Origin of the sequence: Burkholderia cenocepacia (assembly GCF_900446215.1) — a bacterium.
Taxonomy (GTDB): domain Bacteria; phylum Pseudomonadota; class Gammaproteobacteria; order Burkholderiales; family Burkholderiaceae; genus Burkholderia; species Burkholderia cenocepacia.
In genome coordinates, this window is record NZ_UAQZ01000013.1 from 446,457 (window position 1) to 460,416 (window position 13,960).

Annotated in this window: 11 protein-coding genes; 7 read left to right on the plus strand and 4 right to left on the minus strand. The window is 69.6% G+C overall.

Features of this window, described 5'->3' with window-relative positions; all coding sequences use genetic code 11:
* Window positions 1-200: 200 nt before the first annotated feature.
* The 3 genes from DTA15_RS24535 to DTA15_RS24545 form a co-directional block, all read right to left on the minus strand.
* Window positions 201-2,615 (minus strand): cytochrome c, encoded by a 2,415-nt coding sequence (locus tag DTA15_RS24535; protein ID WP_012493248.1) that lies wholly within the window; start codon window positions 2,613-2,615, stop codon window positions 201-203.
* Complete coding sequence (locus tag DTA15_RS24540) at window positions 2,605-3,108, minus strand: (2Fe-2S)-binding protein (RefSeq protein ID WP_012493247.1); 504 nt, start codon at window positions 3,106-3,108, stop codon at window positions 2,605-2,607. Before DTA15_RS24540 ends, DTA15_RS24535 begins: the two co-directional genes overlap by 11 nt.
* A 175-nt stretch (window positions 3,109-3,283) precedes the next feature.
* Window positions 3,284-4,441, minus strand: a complete 1,158-nt coding sequence (locus tag DTA15_RS24545; protein WP_006483550.1) for an FAD-dependent monooxygenase — start codon at window positions 4,439-4,441, stop codon at window positions 3,284-3,286.
* 301 nt (window positions 4,442-4,742) lie between these two features.
* On the opposite strand from DTA15_RS24545, the gene DTA15_RS24550 reads away from it, so the two are divergent.
* The 5 genes from DTA15_RS24550 (at window position 4,743) to DTA15_RS24570 (ending at window position 10,558) form a co-directional block, all read left to right on the plus strand.
* Window positions 4,743-5,495 carry a maleate cis-trans isomerase family protein gene (locus tag DTA15_RS24550; RefSeq protein ID WP_006483547.1) on the plus strand — a complete coding sequence of 251 codons (753 nt, stop codon included), beginning with the start codon at window positions 4,743-4,745 and terminating at the stop codon, window positions 5,493-5,495.
* A 27-nt stretch (window positions 5,496-5,522) separates the two neighbouring features.
* The gene (locus DTA15_RS24555) at window positions 5,523-6,353 is read left to right on the plus strand and encodes an alpha/beta fold hydrolase (protein WP_006483546.1); all 831 of its coding nucleotides are present in this window, start codon (window positions 5,523-5,525) and stop codon (window positions 6,351-6,353) included.
* Between the two features lie 45 nt (window positions 6,354-6,398).
* Window positions 6,399-7,439 (plus strand): 2,5-dihydroxypyridine 5,6-dioxygenase NicX family protein, encoded by a 1,041-nt coding sequence (locus tag DTA15_RS24560; RefSeq protein WP_006483549.1) that lies wholly within the window; start codon window positions 6,399-6,401, stop codon window positions 7,437-7,439.
* Between the two features lie 19 nt (window positions 7,440-7,458).
* Window positions 7,459-8,112, plus strand: coding sequence for an isochorismatase family protein (locus DTA15_RS24565; protein WP_006483545.1), 654 nt, complete (start codon window positions 7,459-7,461; stop codon window positions 8,110-8,112).
* Between the two features lie 151 nt (window positions 8,113-8,263).
* Window positions 8,264-10,558, plus strand: a complete 2,295-nt coding sequence (locus DTA15_RS24570; protein WP_006494110.1) for a xanthine dehydrogenase family protein molybdopterin-binding subunit — start codon at window positions 8,264-8,266, stop codon at window positions 10,556-10,558.
* A 25-nt stretch (window positions 10,559-10,583) separates the two neighbouring features.
* On the opposite strand, the gene DTA15_RS24575 is transcribed toward DTA15_RS24570, so the two are convergent.
* Complete coding sequence (locus DTA15_RS24575; protein ID WP_006491051.1) at window positions 10,584-11,030, minus strand: MarR family winged helix-turn-helix transcriptional regulator; 447 nt, start codon at window positions 11,028-11,030, stop codon at window positions 10,584-10,586.
* A gap of 538 nt (window positions 11,031-11,568) precedes the next feature.
* On the opposite strand from DTA15_RS24575, the gene DTA15_RS24585 reads away from it, so the two are divergent.
* Both DTA15_RS24585 and DTA15_RS24595 read left to right on the plus strand, forming a co-directional pair.
* Window positions 11,569-12,876 (plus strand): MFS transporter, encoded by a 1,308-nt coding sequence (locus DTA15_RS24585; RefSeq protein ID WP_006491056.1) that lies wholly within the window; start codon window positions 11,569-11,571, stop codon window positions 12,874-12,876.
* A gap of 292 nt (window positions 12,877-13,168) precedes the next feature.
* A complete protein-coding gene (locus DTA15_RS24595; RefSeq protein ID WP_006491053.1) occupies window positions 13,169-13,930 on the plus strand; it encodes a DUF4397 domain-containing protein in 762 nt (253 codons plus the stop codon).
* Window positions 13,931-13,960: the final 30 nt, after the last annotated feature.

Sequence of the window (13,960 nt, forward strand, 5' to 3'; positions counted from 1 at the left end):
CGTGCATTGAACAACATAGGCGACAGTATGCCTGCTCGATCGCCGGAGATCATGCCCCTTTCGGTGAACACATTGTTTCGAATGGTTAAACGATGGCCAAATCTGGCAAGAATTACAGCCGTCGCCGGCCATCGTTTTCGTTCGTCAGGTCATTTCGCCCGGCATGCCCGCCGGCGCGGCCGCTCACGCCGGCGCGACGGTCAATGTGCACCCGCCTGACGGATTCGAGCGGATGCTTCCGCGAGGTTGCGCCACGCCGGCTGCCCCGGCGCGTAGCGCGCACGGATGTACGCGGCAAGCTCGGCCATCTGCCGATCGTCGAAGGCATCGCCGAAGCCCGGCATGTAGCCGAGCCGGTCGGTGGCCGGCTGGTCGATCCCGTGGTGCAGCACGCGCAGCAGGTTGTCCGGCGTCGCCTGGCTGACGCTCGTGTTGAGCCCCATCAGCGGACGCACGCCGAAATGCCCGACACCGCCCGATTCCGCATGACAGACCGCGCACGCGGCGTCGAACGCGCGGCGGCCGTTCTCGAGACCGAGCGTCGCGACGGCGTCCGCGCCGCGCGCGTGGCCGGCGGCCGCGTCCGCGGCGACCGCCGCATCGACGGGCGGCGACAGCGACGCCAGATAGTGCGCGATCGCCTGCACGTCGGACTCGGGCAGCGCCGCGAGCCCCGCGACGACGGGCGCCATCGGCCCGGCCGCGACGCCGTGCTGCGCCGAGAACCCGGTGCGCAGATAGTCGAACAGCGCGCCTTCGGTCCATGGCACCGGCGCGGCCGGCGACGCGACGAGCGGCGGCGCGACCCATCCTTCCGCTTCGCCGCCCGACAGGTAGGCGAGGCCGCCCTTCTCCGCGCCGAGCGCGTTGCGCGGCGTATGGCAGGCGCCGCAGTGTCCGGCGCCGTCGACCAGATACTTGCCGCGATTCCACATCGCCGAACGCGCCGGGTCCGGCGCAAACGGCCGCGCGTCGTGATACAGCCAGTTCCAGCCGGCCACGAGCCGCCGCTGGTCGAGCGGGAACGGCAGCTTCGTCTTCGGCGGCACGTGCTTCACCGGCGGCTGCGACATCAGGTACGCATAGAGCGCGAGCAGATCGGGCTCGCTCAGCTTCGCGAATGCGGTGTACGGAAACGCCGGATACAGGTGCGAACCGTCGCGCGAGATGCCTTCGCGCATCGCGCGGGCGAACGCCGGGTATGACCATGCACCGATGCCGGTGTCCGGATCGGGCGTGAGGTTCGTCGTGTAGATCGTGCCGAACGGCGTATCGAGCGCGAGGCCGCCCGCGTTGGTCGCGCCGCCGGGCGCCGTGTGGCATACCGCGCAATCGCCGGCGAGCGCGACCTGGCGGCCGCGTTCGAGCATCGCCGCGCTCCACGTCGCGCCGTCCGCGCCGCCGGGCGCCATCGACGCAACGGGCGCGATCGGCGCGGGGCCCGGCAGGATCGCGCACGCCAGCCCGATCAGCCCGCCGACCACCCCGCCCGCGCCGCCGCCGGCCAGCCAGCGGCGCCAGCGCGACGCGCGGCGCGGGGCTGCTTGCCGGCCGTCGCCGGCATCGACCGGCACCGGTTGCGCGAGCGCGGCGCGAATGTGCGCGGCATCGAACGGCGGTGCGCGAAACCGCACGCCCGTCGCGTCGTACAGCGCATTCGCGATCGCGGCAGCGGCCGGCGCGGCCGCCTGTTCGATCCGCCGCGCATCGTGTTCGGACAGGTCGCCGTGCGCGCGACGCGCGGCCGCGTCGACTGCAATCAGTTCGTGCGCGATCGCGTCGGCCCGCTCGCCGGCACCGGTCTCGTCGTGCGCGGGCCGCGCGGACAACCGTGCGCCCATCACGCGGGAAATCGCGGCCTCGATCTGCCACGCGGGCAGGCCGGCCAGCGACGCGTCGCCCGGCTCGCCGGTGCCCTGCCCGGCCACCACGCGCCGCACCGAGACATCGCCTGTCGCGCAGTCCACGTCGAGATCGACGACCCACGCGGACCAGCGCGAATCGCGGTCATGGTCGGCATCGTCGCCGGATGCGGTTGCGTGCGCATCGACACGCTCGCCATCGAATGCGAAACCGCGACCGCTGACACGCGACGCCGCGTTCGCCCCGGCCGCAGCCGGCACGCCCCAGGCGGCGCGTTCGCTGACCATCCGGATCGTTTCGCGCGGCCCCGCATCGCGCTCGGCATCGAGATGCTGCAACCGCAACGCGACCGGGTCGCGCCGCAACGCGCCCGCGAGTTCGTCGACGAAGGACTCGCGGGCAAACACGTGCGCGTGACCGGGAATCGCGCCATCTTCATCGGCCAGTTCGATCGACGTCTGCGCGTGCCGGTAGACGAATGGCGATGCGGGACCGCGCCCGGCACGCTCGTCCACACCGCGAGCATCGTCCCCGCCCGCGCCGGCCGCCTGCGCGCGATAGCGCCAGGTCGTCATCCGGCCGTCGGGCGCCGTCCGTGTTTCGATATCGAACGATGCATGCGTGCGCGCAGCGCCGATCGGCCACGCGTAGCACGCGCGATGCGGGCGCGATGCGTCGGCGGCCGCGTCATCGGGCGGCGCCGGTTCCGTCACGCGCGCCGGCGCCACGGGCAAACCTGCGTCATGCTTCATCGCCGCCTCGCAGATAGCGTGCGGCGCGATGCACCGCGCGAATGATCTCCAGATGCGTGCCGCAACGGCACAGGTTGAAGCGCAGCGCATCCCGGATCGCCGCATCGTCGGGCGCGGGGTTGCGATCGAGCAGCGCCTTCGTGCTCATGATCATCCCGTTCAGGCAATACCCGCATTGCGCGGCCTGCTCGTCGATGAACGCGCGCTGGATCGGATGCGGCGCGTCGCACGACCCGAGCCCTTCCAGCGTCGTGACGTCGCGTCCGTGCGCGGCGGCGGCCGGCACGACGCATGAACGCGTGGGCTGCCCGTCGACGAGCACCGTGCACGCACCGCATTGCCCGAGCCCGCAGCCGTATTTCGGGCCATTGAGCGCGCAGTCGTTGCGCAGGACCAGCAGCAGCGGCGTGTCGGGCATGGCGTCGGCGAAGGTGTACGGCGCGCCGTTCACGCGAAACGCCAGCGGCCGCGGCGGAGAAGCGGGATGGGACATTGATCGATCCGGAATGCAGAATGCGGGCCGAGTCGGCCGGCGGCGGGCACGGCCGCCGGCTGGCGCTTGTCGGCGCGCGCCTGACATATAACACGCCGAAATGCGTGCGTTGCGGCGCATCGGCCCCGCACCGGCGAGGCGGCTGCACGGCGCCGGCCGGCGCGGGCGCCGCGCGTCAGGCCGCGGCCGCCACGTTGCTGCGCGACGGCGCTTCGAGCGGCACGTCGAATACGTCGTATCCGAACACCCACGACGGATCCTCGTTGGTGCGCAGCCACGTGTTGTTGTGCGACACGAGCTGCACCTTCGACGCGCGCGCCGCGCGGTTCGCCTCGTACAGCGCGAACGCACCCGCATGGTCGCCGATGCCGACCTCGTCGAGACAGCGCGCGAGCATCGCCGCATCCTCGATCGCCATCGCCGCGCCCTGCGCCATGTGCGGCTTCATCGGATGGCACGCGTCGCCGAGCAGCACGAGACGGCCGCGACTCCATAACGGCAGCGGATCGCGTTCCAGCAGCGGCCATTTGGTGATCGACGGCGAGACGTCGATCAAATGCTGGATGTCGGCGTGGAAACCGGCGAACGCCTCGCGCATCTCGTCGCGGCTGCTGTCGACCATCGACACGCCTTCCGGCCACTCGGCCTGCGGCACGCCGGTCACGTAGTAGTACTCGTCGCGCTTCTCGGTCACGTAGTAGACCATCATGTGGCGATCCTCCGACCACCACTTCACGCACATGTCGTACGGCTTGTTGCCGAGCAGCGCGGCCGGGAACACCGCGCGGTGCGCGACGTAACCGGTGTAGCGCGGCGGTTCCGCACCGAGCAGGTGCTCGCGGATCCGCGAATTCACGCCGTCCGCGCCGATCGCGATGTCGGCCGTCTCGACGCTGCCGTCGGCGAACGTCAGGCGCACGTCGCTGCCGGTGTCCTCCACCGCCGCGAGCTTCTTGCCGAAGCGGATCGTGCCGGGCGTCACCGCCTGCGTCATCAGCGCATGGAAATCGCCGCGATGCACGGTCAGGTAGCGCGCGCCGTAAGTCTTGCGCGCGTATTCGCCGAGCGGAATCTGCGACAGCACGTCGGCCGTGCGCCAGTCGCGGCTGTACCAGAAATCCGGATGCGAACCCATCGTCTCCAGCGCGTCCTCGCAGCCGATGCGCCGCATGATCTTCATCACGTTCGGGCCGAGATGGATCCCCGCGCCGAGGCGCGAGAACGCGGGCGCCTGCTCGTACAGCGCGACGTCGTAGCCGCCGCGCTGCAGCAGCGCAGCCGCGGCCGTGCCGCCGAGACCGGCGCCGATGATTGCGATACGGGGTTTGCTCATGCGGATCTCCTGATCGTGGGTGGCCCGTTGCCGAACACGGTGCGAGGACGGGCGGATTGAATGGCGTTTATGTAGCGTACACACTCAATTTATTCAGGACAAGCGGATTGTTGATCGACATCGACACATTCGGGAAAACACTAATAAATCGACACAATCCCGCGCACAACAACAATCCAGCCGTGTCGAACGTCATTTTGATCCATTGCCATTTTCAAATGTACACACTAGACTTTGCCCAACATCCGGCGATCCCGCGCCAGCGTGCCGCCCCCTCCTTACCGACACGGAGCCTCCCGTCATGAGCAAGACCTACCGCATCGGCCAGATCGTGCCGAGTTCCAACACGACGATGGAAACGGAAATTCCCGCGATGCTGCGGCTGCGCGAAGCGATCCGCCCCGAGCGCTTTACGTATCACTCGAGCCGGATGCGGATGAAGAAGGTCGTCAAGGAAGAACTCGCGGCGATGGACGCCGAATCCGACCGCTGCGCGGTGGAACTGAGCGATGCGCGCGTCGACGTGCTCGGCTACGCGTGCCTCGTCGCGATCATGGCGATGGGGCACGGCTACCACCGCGTGTCGCAGGCGCGCCTCACGAAGCACACGGCCGACAACGGCGCGCAGGCGCCGGTGCTGACGAGCGCGGGTGCGCTGGTCGACGCGCTGAAGGTGATCGGCGCGAAGCGCATCGTCGTCGTCGCGCCGTACATGCTGCCGCTCACCGAGCTGGTGGTCGACTACATCCGCAACGAAGGCTTCGACGTGCTCGCGTACCGCGCGCTGGAAATCCCCGACAACCTCGACGTCGGCCGCCACGATCCGGCGCGCCTGCCCGACATCGTGAAGACGCTGCCGTACCAGGACGCCGACGCGATCGTGCTGTCCGCGTGCGTGCAGATGCCGTCGCTGCCCGCCGTCGCGAAGGTCGAGGCGATGACGGGCAAGCCGGTGATCACCGCGGCGATCGCGACCACCTACGCGATGCTGCGCGAACTCGATCTCGAACCGGTCGTGCCCGGCGCCGGCGCGCTGCTGTCCGGCGCGTACTGAGCGCCGCCGCTACTTCGGAGCATCTTCATGTCCTCGACTTTCCTGTACGGCGCGAACGTCCGCGCCAACGGCATCCGCCAGCACTATCTGCGCTACGGCGGCGCGACCGGCGCGCGCGCGTCGCGCCCGGCGATCGTGCTGATTCCCGGCATCACGAGCCCCGCGATCACGTGGGGCTTCGTCGGCGAAGTGTTCGGCGCGGCGTTCGACACCTACGTGCTCGACGTGCGCGGCCGCGGGCTGTCGGACGCGTCGCCGTCGCTCGACTACAGTCTCGATGCGCAGGCGGACGACGTCGCGGCGCTCGTCGCCGCGCTCGATCTGCCGCGCACGAGCCTCGTCGGACATTCGATGGGCGCGCGGATCGCCGCGCGCGCGGCCCGGCGCGGCATCCGCGGGCTCGCCTCCGTCGTGCTGGTCGATCCGCCCGTCTCGGGCCCGAACCGCCGCGACTACCCGGGCAAGCTGCCGTGGTACATCGACTCGATGGCGCTCGCGCGTGCCGGCACGGACGCCGAGGGCATGCGCGCGTTCTGCCCGACCTGGACCGATGCCGAGCTGCAGTTGCGCGCCGAATGGCTGCACACCTGCGACGAACGCGCGGTGCGCACGTCGTACGAAGGCTTCCACACCGACGATTTCCACGCGGATGCCGCGCAACTGGCCGTGCCGTCGCTGCTGATCACCGCCGAGCGCGGCGACGTGGTGCGCGACGACGACGTCGCCGAGCTGCAGCGCGCGACGCCGACGATGCGGCACGTGCGCGTGCCCGACGCCGGCCACATGATCCCGTGGGACAACGCGGCGGGCTTCTACACGGCGTTCGGCGACTTCCTCGGCGCGCCGCTCGCGCCCTGAGCGCGGCGTCCGCCGCTTTCCTTCACGCCTTTACCGGAGCCGACGATGCCAGTCAGCGATACCCAACTGATCGACGCGTGGAAGCAGGTCCTCACGCTGTCGCGCCTCGAGCCGGGCCAGACCGTCACGATCCTGACGAGCGCGGCCACCCATCCGCAGACGCTGTCGTGCGCGCTGATCGCGACGCAGTCGCTCGGCGCGATCGTCAACCGGCTCGACCTGCCGCCCGTCAACGGCGACAAGGCATTCAGCCGCGACCCGCTCGCCTACCTCGGCACGACGCCGCTGACCGGCAACCGCGCCGCGATCGCCGCGCTGCGCGAGAGCGACCTCGTGCTCGACCTGATGACGCTGCTGTTCTCGCCCGAGCAGCACGACATCCTGAAATCGGGCACGAAGATCCTGCTCGCGGTCGAGCCGCCCGAAGTGCTGGTGCGGATGGTGCCGACCCTGGCCGACCGCACGCGCGTGCTCGCCGCATCGAAGAAAATCGCCGCCGCGCGCGCGATGCGCGTGAGCTCGGCGGCCGGCACCGCGCTCGTGTGCCCGCTCGGCGAGTTCCCGCCGACCGCCGAATACGGCTTCGTCGACGCGCCGGGCCGCTGGGATCACTGGCCGAGCGGCTTCGCGCTGACCTATCCGAACGATCGCACCGCGCGCGGCACGATCGTGATCGACCGCGGCGACATCCTGCTGCCGCAGAAGCACTACGTGCGCGAGCCGATCGCGCTGACCGTCGAAGGCGGTTACGCGACGCGCATCGAAGGCGGCGTCGACGCCGACCTGCTGCGCGACTACATGGACACGTTCACCGACCCCGAAGGCTATGCGATCTCGCATATCGGCTGGGGGCTGCAGCCGCGCGCGCGCTGGTCGACGCTCGGGCTGTACGACCGCGAGGCGACGATCGGGATGGACGCGCGCGCGTTCGAGGGCAACTTCCTGTTCTCGCTCGGCCCGAACAACGAAGGCGGCGGCAGCCGCACGACCACCTGCCATATCGACATCCCGCTGCGCCGCTGCACGGTCGAACTCGACGGCGAGACCGTCGTGCGCGAAGGCCGCGTGACCGACCAACCCGCCTGATACCGACGAGCCCGACACCATGAACGATCTTTCCCGTCACGCCGAAGCGAACGTGTATCGCCAGCAGGGTTTCGGCACGCCGCTGCCGCCGCACGGCAACCTCGGCCTGCTGATCGTCGACTTCGTGGTCGGCTTCGCCGATCCCGCGACCTTCGGCGGCGGCAACATCGCGCCGGCGATCGCGCGCACCACGCATGCGCTGGCGCTCGCGCGCGAACGCGGCTGGCCGGTCGCGCACAGCCGCATCGTGTATGCGGACGACGGCAGCGACGACAACGTGTTCTCGCTGAAGGTGCCCGGCATGGCGACGCTGACCGAGCATCATCCGAACAGCGCGATCGTGCCCGAACTCACGCCCGCGCCGGGCGAACTGGTCGTGCGCAAGACCGTGCCGTCCGCGTTCTTCGGCACGCAGCTCGCGCCGTGGCTCGCGCAGCGCGCGGTGCAGACGCTGCTCGTCGCGGGCGCCGTGACGAGCGGCTGCGTGCGCGCGAGCGTCGTCGACGCGATGTCGCACGGGTTCCGCCCGCTCGTGCTCGCCGATTGCGTCGGCGATCGCGCGATCGCGCCGCACGACGCGAACCTGTTCGACATGCAGCAGAAATATGCGGCCGTGATGCCGCTCGACGATGCGATCGCGGCGATCGACGCCGTGCAGGCCCGCGCACGCTGAGTCGCGACGCATCGCGGGCGGCGCCGGTGTGCCGCCCGCGATTGACGCTGCGCTTTTGGCGACCTAGATTGACTTCACGCGCGCCGCCGCCCCGCACGCTGCCCGACGCCATCACCCGCCGGCCGCGCCGCCCTCGACAGGACCTCTCCCCGTGAACCGCTCCGAACTGCTCGCGCGCACCGGCTGCCTGACCGTGATCCGGCCGCCCGCGCCGCCCGTGAAGCCGGCGCCCGGCCAGCCGGGCAGCCTGTCGTCCTACGTGCCGGCGCTGCCCGAAGTCTTCGTCGCGATTCTCGACGACGGCCGCATCCTCGCATTCAACGGACACGTCGATCTCGGCACCGGCATCCGCACGTCGCTCGCGCAGATCGTCGCCGAAGAACTCGACGTGCCGGCCGCGCGCGTGACGATGGTGCTCGGCGACACGGCCGCGACGCCGAACCAGGGCCCGACCATCGCGAGCGCGACGATCCAGATTGCCGCGACGCCGCTGCGCTGCGCGGCCGCGCAGGCCCGTCACGCGCTGCTCGCGCTCGCCGCCGAGCGGTTCGGCGTCGACACGGCGCGGCTGGACATCGACGACGGAACGATTTCCGCCGATGGACACACGATCACGTTCGCCGCGCTCGTCGCCGCGCGGCGGATCGCGCTGACGCTCGACCTGAACGCCCGCACGAAGGACCCGGCTCGATACCGGATCGTCGGCCGCGCGTCGCCGCGCGTCGACCTGCCCGCGAAGGCGACCGGCCAGCTCACGTTCGTGCACGACATGCGCGTGCCGGGCATGCTGCACGGCCGCGTCGTACGACCGCCGTACGCGGGCCACGACAGCGGCCCGTTCGTCGGCACGTCGCTGCTGGACGTCGATCGCCCGTCGGTGGCCGACGTGCCGGGGCTCGTGGCCGTCGTCGTGCTCGGCGATTTCGTCGGCGTGGTCGCCGAGCGCGAGGAGCAGGCGATCCGCGCCGCGCGCCAGTTGCGCGTGACGTGGCGGCCGCTGCCCGCGCTGCCGCCGCTCGACGAACCGGCTGCCGCGATCGCCGCCGCGCCGGCCAGACGGCGCGTGTTGCTCGACGAAGGCGACGTCGACGCCGCGCGATCGGAACCGGACACGCTCACGCTGTCGCGTACTTACGCGTGGCCGTTCCAGATGCACGGGTCGATCGGCCCGTCCTGTGCGCTCGCCGACTACCGCGCGCCCGGCGACGGGCGCATCACCGTGTGGTCCGGCACGCAGAATCCCGTGTCGCTGCGCTACGACCTCGCGACGCTCGTCGCGCGCGACGAAGCCGATGTCGACATCGTGCGGATGGAAGCGGCCGGCTGCTACGGCCGCAACGGCGCGGACGACGTGTGCGGCGACGCGCTGCTGCTGTCGCGCGCGGTCGGCCGCCCGGTGCGTGTGCAACTGTCGCGCGCGGACGAACATCTGTGGGAACCGAAAGGCGCGGGCCAGTCGATGCGGGTGACGGGCACCGTCACGCGCGACGGCCGCCTGCTCGGCTATGACTTCACGACACGCTACCCGTCGAACGACGCGCCGCTGCTCGCGGCGCTGCTGACCGGCGCGATCGCGCCCGAACCGCGCGTGTTCGAGATGGGCGACCGCACGGCCGTGTCGCCGTATGCGAGCCCGCATCGGCGCTTCGTCTGCGAGGATCTCGCGCCGCTCGTGCGCGCATCGTGGCTGCGCGGCGTATCGGCCTTGCCGAATTCGTTCGCGCACGATGCATTCGTCGACGAATGCGCGGCGCTGATCGGCGTCGATCCGCTCGCGTTCCGGCTGCGCCATCTGCAGGATCTGCGCGCAACCGAACTGCTGCAGGCAGTGGCCGACCGCGCGGGCTGGACGCCGCGCGCGCCGCGCCCGACGAACGAACGCGAAGAACGCGACGCATCGCGGCTCGTGCATGGCCGCGGGATCGCGTATGCGCGCTACGTGCACAGCCGCTTCCCCGGTTTCGGCGCGGCATGGTCGGCGTGGATCGTCGACCTGAGCGTCGATCGCGTGTCGGGCGAGATTCGTATCGAGCGCGTGACGGTCGGTCAGGACACGGGCACGATGATCAACCCCGATGGCGTGCGCCACCAGATCCACGGCAACGTGATCCAGGTATTGAGTCGCACGCTGAAGGAACGCGTGCGGTTCGCGGACGGCAAGGTCGCGTCGCGCGAATGGGCGAGCTACCCGATCCTGACGTTCGCGGAAGTGCCGGACGTCGACGTCGTGCTGATGCCGCGGCAAGGCGAACCGCCGCTCGGTGCGGGCGAATCGGCATCGGTGCCGGGGCCGGCGGCGGTCGCGAACGCGCTGTTCGATGCCACCGGCGTACGGTTCTACGCCCCGCCGTTCACGCCGGAAACGGTGCGCGCCGCGCTGCGCGAAGCGGGCCGGCTGATGAGCGCCGACGCGGCTCGCGCACCGGTCACCGCGGGCGCGACGTAGGGCGGCCCGCGCCGCGCGTCACCCGTCACGCGTCGCCGTCTTCTTCCATCATCTTGCGCAGCAGGAACTGCAGCGCGACCCGCTCGCCGGGATTGAGCGCGCCATACGTGCGTTCCGTCACCTGCCGCGCGAACGGCACCGTGCGGTCGATCAGCGCGAGGCCGGCCGCGGTTGCGCGCACGATCAGCTTGCGGCCGTCGTTCGGGTCGGGCAACACCTCGATCAGCGCGCGTGTCTTGAGCCGCTCGACGACGCCGCGAATCGTCGCCTGGTCGATCGCGGTCGCCTTGACGATGTCGTTCAGCGAACACGCCTGCCGCTCCTTGACCGCGCACAGCGTCACGAACTGCGCGGCCGTGAGATCCGAATCGGGAATCGCTTCCTGGAAAATCGAAACGTGCCGCTGATACGCGCGGCGCAGCAGATGCCCGACCTGGTCGTGAAAATCGTACGAATCCTTGGAAGACGCCATGAGAGTGCCGGCCCACGCCTGCATGCAAATGAAAGACAAGCAGTGTACACCCTCAAATCGGTGCGACCGGCGACCGGCCGGGCGCGTCATTGCGGTGCATCATGATTCGCGGCATCGCGTGCAAGTCGCGCGTGACGACCGCCCGATCGCGGCGATGCGTCCGACCATCGCATCGGTGCGCCGGCCGGGTCGAGCACCATCGCAGCGCCTGCCGGACATGCGCTCGCGTGCTGCGGCAGATCTTCGTGCACACACTTCAATTTTGAGTGCATACGCACGAATTTCGTGCATGCCTCCCGCGATGAGCCGACCTTTTCAGCGCACGCTCCATATCGAGCAAAACCCCTTTTCAAACACGGCCTTTTCTCATGCAAACGCTTGCTTTCCGGCTGCCATATCCATGCCTGTGCGCTTCGGTATTTTCTAGTGTGTACGCTACGTATTTGACGTGATATACAGACTCCAGTGCGCAGCGGAACGTCCGCTCGCGTCGATCGAGCCACCCATTCATCCGTCACACTCGAACAGGGGCAGTCCCATGTCTACCGCACACCCGAGCGCCGCCGTTTCCCCCGACGACGCGCTGCACGGCACTCTCTATCGCAAGGTCACGCTGCGCCTCATCACCCTCTTCTGCCTGTGTTACTTCGCGGCCTATCTCGACCGCATCAACATCGGGCTCGCGAAGCTCCAGATGCTCGATGCGCTGAAGTTCAGCGACACCGTGTACGGCCTCGGCGCCGGCCTGTTCTTCGCCGGCTACATCCTGTTCGAAGTCCCGAGCAATCTGGTGCTGCAGCGCGTCGGCGCGAAGCTGTGGATCGCGCGGATCATGATCACGTGGGGCCTGCTGTCGGGTGCGACGATGTTCGTGCACACGCCGATGCAGTTCTACATCGTGCGCTTCCTGCTCGGCGCCGCCGAAGCCGGCTTCCTGCCGGGCGTGCTGCTGTACCTGACGCAGTGGTATCCCGATGCGCGCCGCGCGCGGATCGTCGCGCTGTTCATGGTCGGCCTGCCGCTGTCGAGCATGATCGGCAGTCCGATCTCCGGCTGGATCATGCGGGCGTTCGACGGCGCGCACGGGCTCGGCGGCTGGCAGTGGCTGTTCCTGCTCGAGGCGCTGCCGTCGGTGCTGCTCGGCTTCGCGGTGCTGCGCTGGCTGCCCAACGGCATCGAATCCGCGCAATGGCTGAACGCCGACGAGAAGCGGGTGCTGCGCGCGAATCTCGACGCCGATCCGTCCGGCAACAAGAGCCACGCGCTCGGCAAGGCATTCTCCGATCCGAAGGTGTGGGCGCTCGGCCTGATCGACCTGTGCGTGCTGCTCGGCCTGTATGCGGTGAGTTTCTGGCTGCCGACGATCCTGCGCGACACCGGCGTGAAGGACGCGTATCACATCGGCTGGCTGATGGTGATCCCGAACGCCGCCGCCGTGCTCGCCACGCTGTACTGCGGCGCGAGCTCCGACCGCGCGCGAGAGCGCCGCTGGCATATCGTCGTACCGTTCATGGTGTCGGCCGTCGCGCTGGCGATCGCGGCTTCGTCGTCGCACGGCACGCTCGGCACGGTGCTGCTGTTCTCGCTGATCAACGCCGGCGCGGCCGCCGCGATGCCGGTCGTGTGGGCGCTGCCGTCGACGTTCCTGAAGGGCTCGGCCGCCGCCGGCGGCATCGCGTTCGCATGCTCGATCGCGAACCTCGGCGGCTTCGGCAGCACCTATTTCATCGGCTGGCTGCGCGATACGTTCCATTCGCAAAGCGCGGGCTTGTATGGTTTTGCCGCATGCATGCTGGTCGGCTGCGCACTCGCGCTCGCCTACCCGGCCCGGCTCGTGAACCGCTGACGCCTCGCGCCGCGCGCGCGACGCTCCCTTTTTACAACCGCGCCGCTCGCGCGGTCCGCCCGCACGCTCCCCACGTCCTCCCGCGCACGCCGCCATCCCGGCGCGTGCGCGCTGCCTGCCCCACGCCACCGTCGTTCGCCGGTTTTTGCGCCGCACAGGCACGTCGATTGCGTCATCCCCGCGCCCGCCATCCGGCGGACAGCATCTTCCTTCCAACCGGCGCTGCGCTCCGCGCGGTTCTCTGCGCGGCGGTCCCGCATCGCAATGCAGGTTTCCTGAACGAGAGGACGACATGAAATCAATACGAACGATAGTGGCCCTGTGCTCGGTCATTTCCATGCTCACGGCATGCGGCGGCGGCGACGACGCCGGGACCGTACTCGGCATCTCGAAGCCGCAGGCGCGCTTCATCAACGCGGTGCCGGCCGGCCCGAACCTCGACTACTACCTGAATGCGAAGGTCGATCAGTCGGGTGTCGCCTACAAGGGCGTGACGCGCTATCACGACATCGATTCGGGCACGCAGACCGCGAGCTACGACGTGTCGGGCACGACCTCGACCGTCGCGTCTCAATCGTTCAGCGCGGCGAACGGTCACCATTACACGACGATCGCGCTGCCGAGCACGACGTCGCTGATCTCCGTCATCGACGACCCGTACGACAAGGGCCTGCTGTCGGACAAGGCGCGCGTGCGCAGCTTCAACGCATCGCCGAATGCGCAGAACGTCGACGTGTACGTCGTCGCGCCGGGCACCGACATCACGACGGTCAGCCCGACGATGGCGGGCGCGGCCTACCAGAACGCCGTCCCGGCCACGACGCAGGATTCGGTCTACCTGAACGGCGGCACCTACCAGGTGGTCGTCACGACGGCCGGCAGCAAGTCGCCGATCCTCAAGACCGCGCCGGTCAACATCGGCAACAACGCCGACTGGCTGCTGCTGACGATTCCGTCGGGCGGGGTCGGCGACGTGACGCCGAACGACATTCACGTGCTCGTCGCCCAGGGCAACGACGCCGATACGTCCGCGCAGGAACTCGGGCCGCAGTAAGGGCCGAAAACGATCGCGGCGGCCGGTGCG

Excerpts from the sequence above, each read along its gene's own strand:
- DTA15_RS24535 (WP_012493248.1), bottom strand. The coding sequence starts at position 2,615 with ATGAAGCATGACGCAGGTTTGCCCGTGGCGCCGGCGCGCGTGACGGAA.
- DTA15_RS24540 (WP_012493247.1), bottom strand. The coding sequence starts at position 3,108 with ATGTCCCATCCCGCTTCTCCGCCGCGGCCGCTGGCGTTTCGCGTGAAC.
- DTA15_RS24545 (WP_006483550.1), bottom strand. The coding sequence starts at position 4,441 with ATGAGCAAACCCCGTATCGCAATCATCGGCGCCGGTCTCGGCGGCACG.
- DTA15_RS24550 (WP_006483547.1), top strand. The coding sequence starts at position 4,743 with ATGAGCAAGACCTACCGCATCGGCCAGATCGTGCCGAGTTCCAACACG.
- DTA15_RS24555 (WP_006483546.1), top strand. The coding sequence starts at position 5,523 with ATGTCCTCGACTTTCCTGTACGGCGCGAACGTCCGCGCCAACGGCATC.
- DTA15_RS24560 (WP_006483549.1), top strand. The coding sequence starts at position 6,399 with ATGCCAGTCAGCGATACCCAACTGATCGACGCGTGGAAGCAGGTCCTC.
- DTA15_RS24565 (WP_006483545.1), top strand. The coding sequence starts at position 7,459 with ATGAACGATCTTTCCCGTCACGCCGAAGCGAACGTGTATCGCCAGCAG.
- DTA15_RS24575 (WP_006491051.1), bottom strand. The coding sequence starts at position 11,030 with ATGGCGTCTTCCAAGGATTCGTACGATTTTCACGACCAGGTCGGGCAT.
- DTA15_RS24585 (WP_006491056.1), top strand. The coding sequence starts at position 11,569 with ATGTCTACCGCACACCCGAGCGCCGCCGTTTCCCCCGACGACGCGCTG.
- DTA15_RS24595 (WP_006491053.1), top strand. The coding sequence starts at position 13,169 with ATGAAATCAATACGAACGATAGTGGCCCTGTGCTCGGTCATTTCCATG.